This window comes from Hydrogenophaga sp., from assembly GCF_051858985.1.
Lineage (GTDB): Bacteria > Pseudomonadota > Gammaproteobacteria > Burkholderiales > Burkholderiaceae_C > Hydrogenophaga.
Genome location: NZ_JBHYGM010000004.1, coordinates 385,825 through 402,315, shown reverse-complemented (window position 1 = coordinate 402,315; position 16,491 = coordinate 385,825). Strand labels below are relative to the sequence as shown.

Here is a 16,491-nt window from a genome sequence, read left to right as displayed (position 1 = left end):
TTTTCCGGACTCAGCGCGCCGGGCGCACGAAGCCGGCCATGCCGTCGAGCACGGTGCGCAGCCGCACCAGTTCGCGCGAGCCGTCGAGCCGGCTCGACCACGCCGCCAGCCTCGACACGCGTTGCAGGCGTGGCAACAGGTGCGCCACGTAGGCGCGCAGCGCGTGGCCGTCGGTGGCCGCGTCGTCGTAGGCCTGCAGCACCGCCTGCACCGCGCCGGGCCCCAGGGGCTGCAGGTAGCGCGCCAGCGACAGCAGCAACTGCAGCATGTCGTACACCTGCACCGTGGCCAGTGCCATGCCGGGCTGCAGGCGTTCCTCGAAATCGAGCCGGGCGAAGCGCTCGCCGTCCCAGGTGATGTTGCGGATCTGCGCCCCACCGTGCCAGTGCCCGCGTGCGTGGAAGGCCGCGAGGTCGGCGCTGGCCGCGCACATCAGCGCGAGCCACTCGGTCTCGGGCAGGCGGTGCAGCTGGTGGTCCAGCGTGTCGCCCACGTCGCCCGTGGTGAGCGCGTCGCCGTTGAAGGCCAGCACCGGTGGCACGTGTTCACCGGCCGCCGCCAGCGCCAGCAGCCGTTCGTGCTCGTAGGCCAGCAGGGCCACGCCGTCGGTCTGGCGCACCGCGTGCCAGGGCACCGGCACGCCGACGAAATGGGCGAACAACCAGATGCTCATCGACTTGCGCAGGCTGCGCAGGGGCCGATCGGCGGTCTTGGTCCAGGTCTTGAGGGCGGAGTTGGGCGAGTTCAACGGGGCCGATTATCCAGCGTGGGCGTAGCGGTCCATCTCCCAATCGCCCACCTGCTGGCTCCAGGCGTCCCACTCGGCGCGCTTGATCTGCAGGAACTGCACACAAAAGGCCTCACCCACGGCTTCGCGCAGGGCGGCATCCCCTTCCAGCGCATCCAGCGCGGCATGCAGGTCGCGTGGCAGGCGGCCGGGCAGCGCGGCACCGCGCGCGTGGCGCTCGTACAGGTCGTCCTCGCAAGGCGCGGGCATCGGCAACGCCTGATCGATGCCCGCGAGCCCTGCGGCCAGCGTGGCGGCGAGGGCGGCGTAGACGTTGCAGGAGGGGTCCGGCAAGCGCCATTCGAGCCGGCCCGCCACTGTGCGCACCAGGCAGGTTCGGTTGTTGTCGCCCACCGCTTTCCACACCGGCGACCAGGTGGTGCCCGAGGCGCTGGCACTCGCCGCCAGGCGCTTGTAGCTGTTCACCGTGGGCGCGCAGAGCGCGGCCAGGGCGTCGGCGTGGTGCAGCAGGCCAGCGGCAAACTGCCGGCCGGTCTCGCTCAGCCCCAGGGTGCCGGCGGCGTCGGCCATCACGGCATGGCCTTTTTCATCGGTGAGGCTCAGGTGAAAGTGCAGGCCGCTGCCCGGGGCATGCGCCAGCGGCTTGGGCATGGTGGAAAACACCAGCCCGTGCTGCTGGGCCACGGCCTGCGTGGCGAGCTTGAAGAGCTGGTAGCGGTCGGCCGCGGCCAGCGCGTCGTCGTGCCGGTAGTTGATCTCGTACTGCCCGCTCGCGTCCTCGTGGTCGATCTGCTGGAGCTCGAAGCCCAGCGCGTCCAGCGTCTGGCGCATGGCGTCGAGAAAGCCGAAGTTGCGGCCAATGGCCGACAGATCGTAGGACGGCTTGGCGAGCCGGTCGTCGGCGTCGGCCACCTGCCAGCGGCCCCGCGCATCGCGCTGGAGCAGAAAGAACTCCGGCTCGATGCCAACCCACAGCGTCCAGCCGCGTGACTTGAGCCGCACCACCTGACGCTGCAGCACCTGACGCGGGCAGGTGTCCAGCGGTTCTCCGCCGGCAAAGCCGTCGCACACCGCGTGTGCCACACCGGGCATGAAGGGCAGCGGGCGCAGGCTCTCAGGCCGCACGCGGCCCATGTATTCGCTGCGCGCGCCCATGCGCGGCAGGCCGGTGCCGGCAATGCTCGGTCCGGAAAACCCGGCGCCCGTTTCCACCGCGCCCGCCAGGCTAGAGAGCGGCACCAGCTTGCCCTTGGGCACACCCAGCAGGTCGGTGAACGTGGCCAGCACCGAATGGATGCCCTGCGCGCGCAGCGCAGCGATGCGCTCGTCCAGCAGGGGTTTCTCGAGAGGGGACGGAAGTTTCGACATCGCGATTCGCCTCAGACAGGGCTGTCGATCCGGATCCAGGTCGTCTTCGTCTCTGTGTACTTGTCGAACGCGTGCAGCGACTTGTCGCGCCCCACGCCGCTCTGCTTGAAGCCACCGAACGGCACCGTGATGTCGTCTTCGTCGTACTGGTTCACGTGCACCGTGCCCGCGCGCAAGGCACGCGCCACGCCATGCGCCTTGTTGATGTCGCGCGTCCACACCGCCGCCTGCAGGCCGTAGACGCTGCTGTTGGCCTGCTTCACCACGTCGGTGGCGTCGGTGAACGACATCACCGAGAGCACTGGCCCGAAGATCTCCTCGCGCGCGATCGTCATCTGCGGCGTCACGCCGTCGAAGATGGTGGGCAGCACGTAGTGACCGCCCTTCACCGGATCGGCCGATTCACCACCCGCCAGCAAGGTGGCGCCTTCACTCTTGCCCAGGCCGATGTAGCGCATCACGTTGTCCTTCTGCACCTGGTCGACGATGGCGCCCATCACCGTGCTTTTCTCCAGCGGGTTGCCGGGCTGGTATTGCGGCACCAGCTTGAGCGCCTTCTCCAGGAACGCGTCCTTGATCGAGGCCTCCACAAACAGGCGCGAAGGTGCGTTGCAGCTCTCGCCCTGGTTGAAGAAGATGCTGCCCACCCCGGCCTCCACCGCCTTGTCCAGGTCCGGGCAATCGGCAAACACGATGTTGGGCGACTTGCCACCCAGCTCGGTCCACGCGCGCTTCAGGTTGCTCTGCCCCGCCATCACGTGGATCTGCTTGCCCACGCGCGTGGAACCCGTGAAGGCGATGCAGTCCACGTCCATGTGCAGCGCCAGCGGGCTGCCCGCCTCGGGGCCGTAGCCCGGCACCACGTTGAACACGCCGGGTGGAATGCCTGCGGCCAGCGCCAGCTCGGCCAGGCGCAGTGCAGTGAGCGGGCTTTTCTCGCTGGGTTTCAACACCACCGAGTTGCCCGCCGCCAGCGCCGGCGCGATCTTCCACGCCGCCATGATCATGGGGTAGTTCCACGGCACGATCACACCCACCACGCCCACCGGCTCGCGCGTGATCAGGGCCAGCGCGTGGCGGCCCGTGGGCGCGATCTCGTCGTACACCTTGTCCACCGCCTCGCCGTACCAGCGGATGCAGTTGGCCGCGCTGTTCACGTCCACGCTCTTTGCGTACCGGATGGGTTTGCCCATGTCCAGCGTCTCGGTCAGCGCCAGCTCGTCGGCGTGGGCCAGCAGCTGTTCCGCGAACTTGATCATCACGCGCTTGCGCTGCGCCGGCGCCATGCCGCTCCAGCGCTGGTCCTCGAAGGCGGTGCGCGCGGCCGTCACGGCGGCGTCGATGTCGGCCTCGCCGCAACGCGCCACGGCGGTCAGCAGCCGGCCGTCCACCGGCGAGAGGCAGTCAAAAGTCTGGCCATCGCGCGCGGCGATGCGCTCGCCGTTGATGAAGGCGCGGCCGTCGAAGCTGAGGTCGGTCATGGGCGGGTCCGGTGGTTGCCAGGCAGAAAGTGGCCCATGCTACCCCCCAGCGTCAAGAAATCGCGTATCCAATTTTCCGGTCACTCAACGATCCAGTCGAAACCGCGATTCCCCGCCGCAGTCGGAACACGTGAAAATCCTGATCCAGAGTCAACAGGTACCTGATCGATGAGCAACCGTTACCACGTCCCCGGGCCAGAAGGCGAATTCGAGCCGGGTTCAAGCGGGCAAGTCTTGCGCAATCTCGTGGGCATCGCTTCGTCCGAGGACATGGACGATCTGGAACTGCAACTGCTGGGTGAGCTGTATGACGAGGTGCTGTTGCAGGACTTTCCCGACCGAGTCCTCACGGTGGCGGACCTGAAGCGCTGGCACCACCTGTGGCTGGGCAATGTCTACCGCTGGGCCGGCCAAGAACGCTCGGTGAACCTCGGCAACGGCGGCTTCCAGTTTGCCGCTTGTGGGCTGCTGACGGGGCTGCTGAACGAATTCGAGCGGAAGTACCTTGCGGTGTGGACGCCCTGCAGCCGCCTGGCTTCCGCTGAAGTGGTGAAGGCCATTGCCGTAACCCATGTGGAACTGATCCTGATTCACCCCTTCCGCGAAGGCAACGGGCGCCTGTCGCGCCTGCTCGCTGATGTCATGGCGGTACAGGCTGGACACGAACCCCTGGACTACAGCAGCTGGGAGCAGTTCAAGCCGGCGTACATCGGCGCCATCCATTCAGGCATTTCGGGCGACTACGACCCCATGTGCCGGTTTGTGGCCGAAGCGATGGCCGCCGGCGACGCCGGACTCAACGAGCCAGTGTGATGTGCGCGAAGCGCTCGCCGGGCTGCCGCAGCCGCTGTTCGAGCTGAGCAACTGAATGGCCTGTTTCCACGGCCGTCGAACTGGCCACCGCGCGCAGCAGGGCCTTGCGGCTAGGTTGCCTGCGTGGGGGAGCCTTGGTTTTGCGCATGGTCGGGTGAGTGGTGTCTGGCGGGTAAGTTTAGCGAATTTCAGCCGATCTGCGGGTCCAGCGCAGCCTCAACTCTTCGCCGCCGCCGCGATCTCCCGCTCGCGCCGCCGTGTCGCGCGCGCCACCCACACCGCATAACTCACGATCACGATCGTCACCGTCACGATCAGCAGCGTGGCCGCGGCGTAGATGGTGGGGTTGATGCCGCGCCGGGCGTAGCCGAAGATCACCTGCGGCAGGGTGTTCACGCCGGGGCCGGAGAGGAATTCGGAGATCACCACGTCGTCGAAGGACAGCGTGAACGCGAGCAGGAATGCCGCGAGCAGCGCCTGGAAGATGTTGGGCAGCGTGATCAGGAAGAACACCTGGTGCGGACGGGCGCCCAGGTCCATGGCGGCTTCCTCGATGGAACGGTCCATCTCCATCAGGCGCGACTGGATCACCACCATGCCGTACGCCATGCCCAGCAGCGTGTGGCCGAGGATGATGGTGAGCATGCCGCGCTGCGGCCAGCCGAACAGGTTCTGCGCGCCCACCGCCAGCAGCAGCAGCGACAGGCCGATGATCACCTCGGGCATCACCAGCGGCGCGTTCACCATGCCGCTGAAGATGGTCCGGCCGAGAAACCGCCGGTAACGCACCAGCACGAAGGCCGCGAAGGTGGCGAGCACGGCCGAGAGCAGGCCGGTGATGGTGGCCACCTTGAGCGAGAGCCAGAAGCCCTCGACGATCTTGGTGTCGCGTGTGAGCGCCTCGTACCAGCGCAGCGAGAAGCCGGTGAAGCGCGCGTCCTGCCGGGTGCTGTTGAACGAGAACACGATCATGAACAGCAGCGGCAGGTAGAGAAACGCGAACACCAGCGCCAGCCACGCCTTGCCGAAGTGTTTTTCCAGGAAGGGTTTCATGCCTTGCCTCCTTCGCTGGCGGAGCGGTAATAGAACGCCAGCGGGATCACGATGATCGCGATCATCACCACGGCCAGCGCGGTGGCGCGCGGCCAGTCGTTGGCGGTGAACATCTCGTCCCACACCACGCGCCCGATCATGAGGTTCTCAGGCCCGCCCAGCAGCGAGGGAATCACGAACTCGCCCACGCAGGGGATGAACACCAGCATGAAGCCGGCCACGATGCCGGCCTTGGACAGCGGCACGGTCACCAGCCAGAACGCCTTGAACGGCGTGGTGCCCAGGTCGTAGGCCGCTTCGAGCAGGCGGAAGTCCATCTTCACCAGGTTGGCGTAGAGCGGCAGCACCATGAACGGCAGGTACACATAGGTCATGCCGATCAGCATGGACACGTTGGTGTAGAGCATGGGAACGGGTTCGCTGATGAGCCCGATCGACATCATCAGCCGGTTGAGCACGCCCTGGTCGGCCAGGATGCCCTTCCAGGCGTAGACGCGCAGCAGGAACGAGGTCCAGAACGGCAGCATCACCATGAGCAGCAGCGCAGGGCGCACGCTGGCCGGCGAACGCGCGATGAAGTAGGCGAACGGATAGCCGATGGCCAGGCACAGCACCGCGGTGCACAGCGCATACCAGATCGATCGCACGTACGCGTCGATGTAGAGCGTGCGGAACCAGGGCTCGCCCTCGGCCATCCGGAAGATGGCCAGGTAGTTCTCGTACTTCAGGCTGAGGATGCCGGTGACTGGATCCCAGATCGGCTTGAACGGGCTGATGTCACCGCCCATGTCCACGAAGCTGATGTAGAGCAGGATCAGGAACGGCAGGAAGAAGAACACCAGCAGCCACACATAGGGCACGCCGATGACGAAACGCTTGCCGGGAACAGGAATGGGTGCGGCCATGATCAATCCCTCAGCACGACGCCGGCGCTGTCGTCCCACCAGAAGAACACGTTGTCTTCCCAGGTGATGTCCGAGAGGTCGTGGCGCGAGGTGTTGGCCTCGGTGATCTTCACCTTGGAGCCGTCGCTGGCCACCACGATGTAGGTGTTGTACGAGCCGAAGTAGGCGATTTCCTTGACCTTGCCGGTGAACACGTTGGGGCCCGCATCGGCGGGTGGCCGCTGTTTGCTGATCTCCAGCTTCTCGGGCCGCACGGCAATGGCCACCGGCATGTTGAGCGTGCCGCTCACGCCGTGGCCCACGTGGATCTCGCCGATCGGCGTGGTGGCGGCGCAGCGGTCGGCCTCGTCCACACTCAGCCGCCCTTCGAACAGATTGACGTTGCCGATGAAGTCGGCGACGAAACGGTTGGTGGGGTGCTCGTAGATTTCCTCGGGCGTGCCCACCTGCAGCACGCGCCCCTTGCTCATGATCGCGATGCGGCTGGCCATGGTCATGGCCTCCTCCTGGTCGTGCGTGACCATCACCACCGTCACGCCCACCTTCTCGATGATGTTCACGAGTTCGAACTGGGTCTGCTCGCGCAGCTTCTTGTCGAGCGCGCCCAGCGGCTCGTCGAGCAGCAGCATCTTGGGCCGCTTGGCCAGGCTGCGCGCCAGCGCCACGCGCTGCTGCTGCCCGCCAGAGAGCTGGTGCGGCTTGCGCTGGGCGTAAGGCGTGAGCTGCACCAGACCCAGCATCTCGTCGGTGCGCTGCTGGACCTCGGCCTTGGGCAGCCCTTCGCGCTTGAGCCCGAACGCCACGTTCTCCCAGATGCTCAGGTGCGGAAACAGCGCGTACGACTGGAACATCATGTTCACCGGGCGCTCGTACGGCGGCATGGCCGCCACGTCCTGCCCGCCCAGCAGGATGCGCCCGGACGTGGGCTTCTCGAACCCGGCGAGCATGCGCAGCAGCGTGGACTTGCCGCAACCCGAACTGCCCAGCAGGGCAAAGATCTCGCCCTTGCCAATGGACAGCGACACCTCGTCCACCGCCACCGCCTCGTCGAACCGCTTGACCAGTTTCTCGGTCACCAGGAAACCCGCTGTGTCTGCCATCTTGATGTCCGTTTCTGCGCTTCTTCGCTGTGCCAAATGAAAAGGGCTGTTCGACCCGGAGGAAGAACAGCCCTTGTGTGCCCGCGCGGCGTCGGCGTGTGAATTTACTTGCCGCGCTTGAAGGCGTTGTAGGTTTCGTTCAGCACGCCCGAGGCTTCGTTGGAGAAACCGCCGGTGGGGATCAGGCGGGCCGTGTCTTCCGGGCTCAGGAAGATGGTCTTGTTGCCCTTGACCTCATCCTTGATGTCGGCGAGCGCGGCCTTGTTGCCGGTGGGGTAGTTCAGCTCGTTGGCCATGGCCGCACCGTTGGCCGCGCGCAGGTAGTAATCCATGAACAGGTGCGCGTTGTTCGGGTGCTTGGCGTCTTTCGGAATGGCCATGGTGTCGATGAACACCAGTCCGCCGCCGGTGGGCAGCAGCGGGATGATCTCGTCCCTGCCACCGGTCTCCTTCACGCGGTCGCCAGCGATGTTGATGTCGCCCGACCAGCCGATGAAGGCGCAGGCCTTGCCACCAGCGATGTCGTCGATCATGGTGCTGGAGAACAGGCGCACATCCTTGCGCACCTTCTTCAGCATCTCACCGGCCAGCTTGAAGTCTTCGGGGTTCTCGCTGTAGGGCGGCTTGCCCACGTAGTGCAGGGCCACCGGCAGGATTTCGCTGGGCGAATCCAGGTAGGCGATGCCGCACGAACGCAGCTTGCTCGAGTACTCGGGCTTGAACACCAGGTCCCAGGCGTTTTCAGGCATCGGCATGCCGCCCAGCGCCTTCTCCACCTTCTGCTTGTTGATGCCCACGGTGGTGAAGCCCCAGGCCCACGGCACCAGGTGCTTGTTCTCCGGGTCCACGCCAGCGATCTTGGCCATGAAGTCGGTGTCGAGGTTGGCGTAGTTCGGGATCTTGCTCTTGTCGATGGGCTGGTAGAGGCCGCCATCGATCTGCTTCTTGGCGAAGCCGGCGGTGGGGATCACGATGTCGTAGCCCGAATTGCCGGCCACCAGCTTGGCGTGCAGCGCTTCGTTGTTCTCGAAGGTGTCGTAGTTCACCTTGATGCCATATTCCTTCTCGAAGTCGGCGACCAGGGTTTCGGTGATGTAGTCGGGCCAGTTGTAGATGTTCAGGACCTTCTCGTCGTCCATCACCGGGCCGGGTGGCGGCGCGGGCGCGGCCGGAGCGGCAGCCACCGGGGCAGGCGCTGCAGGCGCCGGTGCCGGCTCCTCCTTCTTGCCACAGGCGGCCAGCAGGACGGCTGACATCGCGAGAACCAGGACGTGCTTTTTCATGGTGTTGCTCACTCCAAGGAAGTTAATGACCGTTAGAACTCAACCGGGCGGGGCTGAAAACGCATGCGCGAGACTAGCAATTTTCAGACCCAATGCGGGTGGGCAGGCGCCAGAAATCGACCGGCGGGGCGCTGCAGCGGCCATTCTATTCAAGCCAGCTGGCCTGCCGAGCGCAATTCTTCCAGGGTGGCGTCCAGGCAGCGCTGGATGAGCGCCATCATCTCGTCGATCTGTGCGCGCGTCATCACCAGCGGGGGCGCGATGATCATGCGGTCGCCCACGGCGCGCATGATCAGGCCGTTCTTGAAGCAATGCGCGCGGCACTTCATGCACACGCCCAGCGCCTCGTCGAACATCTCGCGCCGGGCCTTGTTCTTCACCAGCACCAGCCCGGCCACGAAGCCGCAGGTCTCGGCCGCGCCCACCAGCGGGTGCTCGGCCAGCTCGGCAAAGCGCTCGGCGAGGTAGGGGCCGGTGTCGTCCTTGACGCGGCCCACCAGGTTCTCGCGCTCCATGAGCTCGATGTTGGCCAGCGCCACCGCGCAGGCCACGGGGTGGCCGCTGTAGGTGTAGCCGTGGTTGAACTCGCCACCCTTGTCGATCAGCACCTGGGCCACGCGGTCGCCCACCATCACGCCGCCGAGCGGAATGTAGCCACTGGTCACGCCCTTGGCGAAGGTCACCAGGTCGGGGCGGATGCCGAATTTCTCGTACGCGAACCAGTGGCCCAGGCGGCCGAACGCGCAGATGACCTCGTCGGCAATCAGCAGGATGCCGTGCTTGTCGACGATGCGCTGGATCTCGGGCCAGTAAGTCTCGGGCGGGATGATCACGCCGCCCGCACCCTGCACCGGCTCGGCGATGAAAGCAGCGACCCGGCCCGCGCCCACCGCCAGGATCTTTTCTTCCAGCCAGCGCGCAGCGCGCACGCCGAACGCGGCCGGCGTTTCGCCGGGTTGAGCGTGTTCGTAGAAGTACGGCTGCTCGATGTGGGTGATGTCGGGAATCGGCAGGTCGCCCTGCGCGTGCATGCCGCTCATGCCGCCCAGTGACGCGCCGGCCATGGTGCTGCCGTGGTACGCGTTGTGGCGGCTGATGATCACCTTGCGCTGCGGCTGACCCAGCAGGTCCCAGTAGCGGCGCACCATGCGCACGTTGGTGTCGTTGCTCTCGCTGCCGCTGGAGCTGAAGAACACATGCTCGAACTTGCGCCCGCCCACCTGGGGTGCGATCTGCGCCAGCTTCGTCGCCAGTTGCACCGCCGGCACGTTGGTGGTCTGGAAGAAGCTGTTGTAGAAGGGCAGCGTCATCATCTGCTGGTAGGCAGCGTCGGCCAGCTCCTTGCGCCCGTAGCCGGCGTTCACGCACCACAGGCCGCTCATGGCATCCAGGATCTTCTTGCCCTCGGAATCCCAGATGTAGATGTCCTCGGCCCGCGTGATGACCCGCGCACCCCGCGTGGCGAGGTCGCCGTGGTCGGTGAACGGGTGCAGGTAGTGCGCGCTGTCCAGCGCCTGGATGGCCTGGGTGTCGTGCTGTTCGGCGCGGCGCACCAGGGCGGGGGGGGCGATGAGGGTGGAGGTGTTCATGGCGTTCGTCCTTGGATGGCGTGCTCAGACATGCAGGAGGAGATGCTCGCGTTCCCAGGGCGAGATCACCTTCATGAACTCGTCGAACTCCAGCTCCTTGATCTCGGTGTAGATGGTGATGAACTCCTTGCCCAGCACCTCGTGCAGGTCGGGCTCGCGGCGCAGCCAGTCGAGCGCCTCGCCCAGGCTGCGCGGCAGCGAATAAGGTGCGAGGTAGGCATCGCCCTTCATCTCGGGCTTGGGCTTGATCTTGTTCTTCAGGCCCAGGTAACCGCAGGCCAGCGTCATGGCCATGGCCACATAGGGGTTGGCGTCGGCACCGATCACGCGGTTCTCCACCCGGCGCGCGGCGGGGCTGGAGATCGGCGAGCGGATGCCCACCGTGCGGTTGTCGTGGCCCCACTCGATGTTGATGGGCGCCGCGGTGTGGCGCGAAAGGCGGCGGTAACTGTTGACGTACGGCGCCACCAGCACCATGGCCGCCGGAATGTAGCGCTGCAGGCCACCGATGTAGTGGTAGAACGCCTCGGACGGCGTGCCGTCTTCATTGCTGAAGATGTTCTTGCCGGTGGCCTTGTCCAAGATGCTCTGGTGCACGTGCATGGCAGACCCCGGCTCACCCGCGATGGGCTTGGCCATGAAGGTGGCGTACATGTCGTGGCGCAGCGCGGCTTCGCGCACCGTGCGCTTGAAGAAGAACACCTCGTCGGCCAGCCCGAGCGGATGGGCGTGGAAGAAGTTGATCTCCATCTGCCCCGCGCCCACTTCGTGGATCAGTGTGTCCACATTGAGCTGCATCTTGTCGCAGTAGTCGTAGATTTCCTCGAACAGCGGGTCGAACTCGTTGACCGCATCGATGCTGTACGCCTGGCGCGAGGTCTCTGCCCGGCCGCTGCGGCCGATGGGGGGCTTGAGCAGCGTGTTCGGGTCGGTGTTGCGTGCGGTCAGGTAGAACTCCAGCTCGGGTGCCACCACCGGGTCCAGGCCCTCGGCGTCGAAGAGTTCGCACACATGGCGCAGCACGCTGCGCGGCGCAAACGGCACCAGCTTGCCGGCGTGGTCGAAGCAATCGTGGATCACCTGCGCCGTGGGGTCGGTGGCCCAGGGCACGATGCGCACGGTGGTCGGGTCCGGCCGCAACTGCATGTCGCGGTCGGTCGGCTCGATGACGTCGTAGTACGGCCCGCTTTCAGGAAACTCGCCGGTGACCCCCATGGCCACGATGGCCTGTGGGAGTCGCATGCCCCGGTCCTCGGTGAACTTCTCGCGCGGCAGGATCTTGCCGCGCGCCACGCCGGTCAGGTCGGGCACCAGGCACTCGACCTCGGTCACCCGGTTCTGGTTGAGCCAGTTCTCCAGGTCGTTGAAGTTCATCGCTTTCTTGGGGGGGGCTGTCATGTGCCGTCTCCGTTGTGGGTATGGGGGTGAATCTCAGGGCTGCACCGCGCTGCGCGCGAGGTCGGCGGCCTGCAGCCGCTGGCTGGTGCGCTGGCGGCAGGCGCGGCCAAAGGCTTCGAAGATGGCGGCATAGAACGGGGTTTCCCAGCAGCGCCATTCGGGGTGGAACTGCACGGCGTAGGCAAAGGTGCGCGCGCCGCGCACGCCAAAGGCCTCCACCACGCCGTCGGGCGCGTGGGCCAGCGGCTCCAGGCCGTCGGCCAGCCGGTTGATGCCCTGGCCGTGCAGCGAATTCACCTGGGCTTCAGGGCCTCCTGCCCATTCCTCGAACACGCTGCCCGGTGCCAGGCGGATGCTGTGGCGCGGCGCGTACTGCTCGTCGGGCGGCGCGGTCTTGGGCTCGCGGTGGTCCATGAGGCCGGGCACGTCGTGCACACGCTGGTGCAGCGTGCCGCCCAGGGCCACGTTGATCTCCTGGAACCCGCGGCAGATTCCGAGCAGCGGAATGCCTTCATGCACACAGGCCTTGACGAGGGCGAGCGTGAGCAGGTCGCGGTCGGCGTCCAGCGGCAGGCTGGGATCGGCCACGTCTTCGTCGAAATGGGACGGGTGCACGTTGGAGGGTGAGCCGGTCAGCATCACCCCGTCCACCAGCGCCAGCAGTTCGCTGATCTGGCCGGTGTCGGCCAGCGGGAACATCACCGGCTGGGCCTGGGCGCCCACCTTGACCGCGCGGGCGTATTTGTCACCCAGCAGCAAAAACGGCATCTGGTGCCCGTGATCACCCATCAGGCGGTGATCCGCAGGCAGCCAGACCATGCACGGCGGCGGCGGCTTGTTCATGACGACTCCAGACAATGGCCTGCATTGTGGGGGTCCAATTGGATCACAATGAGAGCCAATTCGACCCACCCTTGGGTGCCACTTCCCCCATGCTCTCCGAATTTCTCCTGGCTGAAATGGGCCGCCTCGGCACCCAGGGCGCGCTGCCGTTGCACCGGCAACTCTACGAGGCCCTGCGCCGCGCCATGCTCGATGGCAAGCTCGGCGCGGGAGAACGGCTGCCCTCCAGCCGCGACCTGGCGGAGGACCTCAACCTCTCGCGCAACACCGTGGTGGCGGCCATCAACCAGCTCAGCGTGGAGGGTTACCTCGCCAGCCGCGTGGGCAGCGGCACCTACGTGAACGACAGCGTGCCGCGCGCCGCGCCTGGCCGACCCGCGCGCGCCAGCGCCGGCCAGGCCGCCACCCTGCAGGCCAGCCGCCTCTCGGTGCGCGGCCAGGCGCTGGCCCACACCTACTGCGCCACCGAACTGGAGGTGCAACCCTTCACGCCCGGCATCGCCGACTTCAGCGCCTTCCCGGTCACGCTCTGGCAGCGGCTGCAGAACAAGCACTGGCGCATGACCTACCCGGACATGCTCGACTACAACGACTCCGGTGGCTACGCGCCGCTGCGCCGCGCCGTGGCCGACTACCTTCGCGTGTTCCGCAGCGTGCACCTGGAGGCCGACCAGGTCGTCATCACCACGGGCACCCAGCAGTCGCTCGAACTGTGCGCCCGCCTGCTGGCCGACCATGGCGACACGGTGTGGGTGGAGGACCCGGCCTACTGGGGCGCGGTCAAGGCCTTCATGGCTACCGGCCTCGCACTGCATCCGGTGGCGGTGGACGAACAGGGCATCAACCCCAGCAGCGCCGACCACGCCAAGCCGCCGCGCCTGATCTACGTGACCCCATCGCACCAGTACCCCACCGGCGCGGTGATGTCCCTGCCGCGGCGCCACCAGCTGCTGGCCACCGCCCGGGCGCACGACGCCTGGGTGCTCGAGGACGACTACGACAGCGAATACCGGTTCAGCGGCCCGCCCATCTCCAGCCTCGAAGGGCTCGACACCGATGGCCGCGTGTTCTACATGGGCACCTTCTCCAAGGTGCTCTACCCGGGCCTGAAGATCGGCTACCTCGTGGTGCCCAAGCCGCTGGTGGCCGCCTTCAAGCAGGCCCACTACGACCTGAACCGCCCGGGCCAGATGCCGGTGCAGGCGGCGCTGGCCGAATTCATCGAGATGGGCCACTTCGCCAGCGCACTGCGCCGCGCGCGCCAGAACTACGGCGAGCGCCGCCAGTGCCTGCTCGAAGCGCTCAAGCCCGTGCTGCGCGATGGGCCGGAGGGTCCCAGCATCAGCGGCGCCGAACAGGGCCTGCACCTGTGCCTGCGCCTGCCGCCCGAGGTGGACGACCGCGCACTGGCGCAGCGACTGGCCCAGCAGGGCCTCACCGTGCGGCCGCTCTCGGCCTACTGCCTCGCGCGGAGCGACCTGAGCGGGCTGGTGATCGGCTACGGCTACGCGCCGCTGGCCGATATCGAGCGCTGCGGGCCGCTGATCGCGGCTGCGGTGAGACAGACGCTGTGAATGCGAACTCGCACATCGCGAACTACAGCACGTCCCGCATCCGGTGCCACAGCATGCCCAGCGCCAGGCTCGGCGTGCGCAGCAGCGGGCCCCCTGGGAAGCGACGGTGCTTCAGGCGGGCGTACACATCGAAGCGACCCGCCTGCCCCGCGACCGCCTCGGCCACCAGCTGGCCGGCCAGGCCGGTGAGCGCCACGCCGTGGCCGCTGAAGCCTTGCAGGTAATACAGGTTGTCGCCCAGGCGGCCGAAGTCGGGCGCACGGTTCATGCTGATGTCGACAAAGCCACCCCACACGTGCTCGATGGGCACCTCGCGCAGCGCCGGAAACACCTCGCCCATTCGCTGGCGCATCACGGACTCCAGGTTCGCCGGCGTGCGGGTGGTGTAGCTCACTCGCCCGCCGAACAGCAGGCGGTGATCGGCGCTGAAGCGGAAGTAATCCAGCACGAAATTGTTGTCGCAGACCGCCGCGTTGCGCGGGATCAGGCGCGCGCAGAGCTCGGGGTCGAGCGGCGCGGTGGCCACGATGTAGGTGCCCACGGGCATGATGCGCGCCGCCACCTCGGGCGCGACTTGCGGCCCATATGCGGGCAGCATGCAGTTGCCAGCCAGCACACCGAAGCGCGCCTTCACCTGGCCTTGCGCCGTGCTCGCCACCAGCGTGGCGCCGCGCTGCAGTCCGGTCACCGGTGAGTGCTCGAAGATGCGCACGCCGGCCGCCTGGGCGGCACGCGCCAGGCCCAGCGCGTACTTCAGCGGGTGCAGGTGGCCCGATCGCTGCTCGCGCGCCGCAGCCACGTAGCGCGGGCTGTTGATCAGGCGCGGGAGATCCGCGCCCTCGGCCCAGTCCACCGCGATGCCACGCCGCTTCAGGCCTTCCATTTCCTCGTGCAACTGCAGCGCCTTGCGCGCCGAGTCGGCCACGTACACATAGCCGTTGACGCGGTCGCACTCAATGCCGTGCTCGGCGATGCGCGCATCGATCAGATCGATGGCTTCGAGCGACATGTCCCAGGCACGTTGCGCATCGGCCGCGCCCAGTTGCTGCTCGAACGGGCCCTGCCCGCTCGCGTAGCCCACGATGGCCTGGCCGCCGTTGCGACCGCTGGCACCGCTGCCGATGCGATCGGCCTCCAGCACCACCACAGAAAGGCCGCGCCGGGCCATTTCCAGCGCCGCGCTAAGTCCCGCAAAGCCCGCGCCCACCACCACCGCGTCGGCCTCCAGCGACCCCTGCAGCGGTGGCATTGCCCCGGGCCGCTGCACGCTGGCCTCGTAATAGCTCTTCTGGTTGAGCTGGGTGTCGGAACCCACCAGGGAACGCGCCATCACGTTCAGACCTTCTGGAGGTGTTTCGCCACCTGGCCGCTGAGGTAGGTCCACACAAAGGTGGCCGCCGCGTTCGTGGTCAGCTCGGCGTGGTCGTAAGCGGGGGCCACTTCCACGCAGTCCATGCCGATCCAGTTCAGGTCGGCGAGTTCTTCAACCAACGTCAGCACCTGCGAACTGGTCATTCCGCCCGGCTCCGGCGTGCCGGTACCGGGGGCGAACGCCGGGTCCAGACAGTCGATGTCGAGCGTGAGGTAGCAGGGTCGATTCCCGATGCGCGCCCGTATGGCGTCGATGACGGGCCGAAGACCCGCGCCGTCCAGACCGCGCAGCGCTCGCGCCGTGAAGATCGCCCCGCCCTGGTCGGCCACGTACTCGCGCGCCGCGCGCTCGCCACTGGAGCGGATGCCGATCTGCACCGTGTGCGCCGCGCTCACCAGCCCTTCCTGCAAGGCCTCATACGTCCAGGTGCCGTGGCCGGATGGCTCGCCGAAATGGTCGCTCCAGGTGTCGCAATGGGCATCGAAGTGCACCAGCGCCAAAGGCTCGCCGCCATGGCGCGCCCTCGCCGCGCGCAGCAGCGAGAGCGTCACGGAATGGTCGCCGCCCAGGAACACGCAGTGGTGCCGGGCCATGAGCGCCGTGGCCTGCGCCTCGATGTGGCGGCGCACCTCGGGCAGCGGCGAGGCGTTGGGCAGGCGCATGTCGAGCGCGTCGCCCAGGTGCGCCAGCGGCGAGACATTGAACACCGGGTGGATGCCGTCGCACAGCATGAGGCTGGCCGCGCGGATGGCCTGCGGGCCAAAGCGCGCGCCAGGGCGGTTGGTCACCACGCCATCGAACGGCACGCCCGCGATGGCAAACGGTTGCCCAGCCAGCGGATCGCAGGCGAGGAAGCGGTTGCTGTTGCTGGCGTAGGCGAACTGACCCAGGGCCATGGTGGGGTGTCCTTTTGGGGAAATGAGGCAGCGAGCCCCGGAAGATACCCTCGCGTCGAACTTCAGAT

General features: G+C 67.0%; 14 protein-coding genes. 2 read left to right on the top strand and 12 right to left on the bottom strand.

Annotation, left to right across the window (positions count from 1 at the left end; translation table 11 throughout):
- Positions 1-10: 10 nt before the first annotated feature.
- Genes ACTIEY_RS18905 through ACTIEY_RS18895 form a run of 3 tightly spaced genes read right to left on the bottom strand, consistent with a single transcriptional unit; the run spans position 11 to position 3,597 of the window.
- Positions 11-748, bottom strand: coding sequence for a hypothetical protein (locus tag ACTIEY_RS18905; protein WP_439520693.1), 738 nt, complete (start codon positions 746-748; stop codon positions 11-13).
- 9 nt (positions 749-757) lie between these two features.
- On the bottom strand, positions 758-2,116 hold the full coding sequence (locus ACTIEY_RS18900; RefSeq protein WP_439520692.1) for a type III glutamate--ammonia ligase: 1,359 nt from the start codon (positions 2,114-2,116) through the stop codon (positions 758-760).
- Between the two features lie 11 nt (positions 2,117-2,127).
- The gene (locus ACTIEY_RS18895; RefSeq protein ID WP_439520691.1) at positions 2,128-3,597 is read right to left on the bottom strand and encodes an aldehyde dehydrogenase; all 1,470 of its coding nucleotides are present in this window, start codon (positions 3,595-3,597) and stop codon (positions 2,128-2,130) included.
- A 168-nt stretch (positions 3,598-3,765) separates the two neighbouring features.
- On the opposite strand from ACTIEY_RS18895, the gene ACTIEY_RS18890 reads away from it, so the two are divergent.
- Positions 3,766-4,410: a Fic/DOC family protein gene (locus tag ACTIEY_RS18890; RefSeq protein ID WP_439520690.1), complete on the top strand. Its 645-nt coding sequence runs from the start codon at positions 3,766-3,768 to the stop codon at positions 4,408-4,410.
- A 216-nt stretch (positions 4,411-4,626) separates the two neighbouring features.
- On the opposite strand, the gene ACTIEY_RS18885 is transcribed toward ACTIEY_RS18890, so the two are convergent.
- The 7 genes from ACTIEY_RS18885 to ACTIEY_RS18855 form a co-directional block, all read right to left on the bottom strand.
- Entirely contained in the window at positions 4,627-5,463 is an 837-nt protein-coding gene (locus tag ACTIEY_RS18885; RefSeq protein ID WP_439520689.1) for an ABC transporter permease, read from the bottom strand.
- Positions 5,460-6,368, bottom strand: coding sequence for an ABC transporter permease (locus ACTIEY_RS18880; protein WP_439520688.1), 909 nt, complete (start codon positions 6,366-6,368; stop codon positions 5,460-5,462). Before ACTIEY_RS18880 ends, ACTIEY_RS18885 begins: the two co-directional genes overlap by 4 nt.
- 2 nt (positions 6,369-6,370) lie before the next feature.
- Positions 6,371-7,468 (bottom strand): ABC transporter ATP-binding protein, encoded by a 1,098-nt coding sequence (locus tag ACTIEY_RS18875; RefSeq protein WP_439520687.1) that lies wholly within the window; start codon positions 7,466-7,468, stop codon positions 6,371-6,373.
- 104 nt (positions 7,469-7,572) lie between these two features.
- Positions 7,573-8,751, bottom strand: a complete 1,179-nt coding sequence (locus ACTIEY_RS18870; RefSeq protein ID WP_439520686.1) for an extracellular solute-binding protein — start codon at positions 8,749-8,751, stop codon at positions 7,573-7,575.
- Between the two features lie 149 nt (positions 8,752-8,900).
- A complete protein-coding gene (locus tag ACTIEY_RS18865) occupies positions 8,901-10,340 on the bottom strand; it encodes an aspartate aminotransferase family protein (protein ID WP_439520685.1) in 1,440 nt (479 codons plus the stop codon).
- Between the two features lie 24 nt (positions 10,341-10,364).
- Complete coding sequence (locus ACTIEY_RS18860) at positions 10,365-11,738, bottom strand: glutamine synthetase family protein (RefSeq protein WP_439520684.1); 1,374 nt, start codon at positions 11,736-11,738, stop codon at positions 10,365-10,367.
- Positions 11,739-11,771: 33 nt separating this feature from the next.
- On the bottom strand, positions 11,772-12,581 hold the full coding sequence (locus ACTIEY_RS18855; protein WP_439520683.1) for a gamma-glutamyl-gamma-aminobutyrate hydrolase family protein: 810 nt from the start codon (positions 12,579-12,581) through the stop codon (positions 11,772-11,774).
- Positions 12,582-12,670: 89 nt separating this feature from the next.
- Here ACTIEY_RS18855 and ACTIEY_RS18850 point away from each other — a divergent pair, with 89 nt between their 5' ends.
- Positions 12,671-14,155, top strand: coding sequence for a PLP-dependent aminotransferase family protein (locus ACTIEY_RS18850; RefSeq protein ID WP_439520806.1), 1,485 nt, complete (start codon positions 12,671-12,673; stop codon positions 14,153-14,155).
- Positions 14,156-14,177: 22 nt separating this feature from the next.
- On the opposite strand, the gene ACTIEY_RS18845 is transcribed toward ACTIEY_RS18850, so the two are convergent.
- The gene (locus ACTIEY_RS18845) at positions 14,178-15,485 is read right to left on the bottom strand and encodes an NAD(P)/FAD-dependent oxidoreductase (protein ID WP_439520682.1); all 1,308 of its coding nucleotides are present in this window, start codon (positions 15,483-15,485) and stop codon (positions 14,178-14,180) included.
- A gap of 5 nt (positions 15,486-15,490) precedes the next feature.
- On the bottom strand, positions 15,491-16,423 hold the full coding sequence (gene speB / locus ACTIEY_RS18840; RefSeq protein WP_439520681.1) for an agmatinase: 933 nt from the start codon (positions 16,421-16,423) through the stop codon (positions 15,491-15,493).
- Positions 16,424-16,491 lie beyond the last annotated feature (68 nt).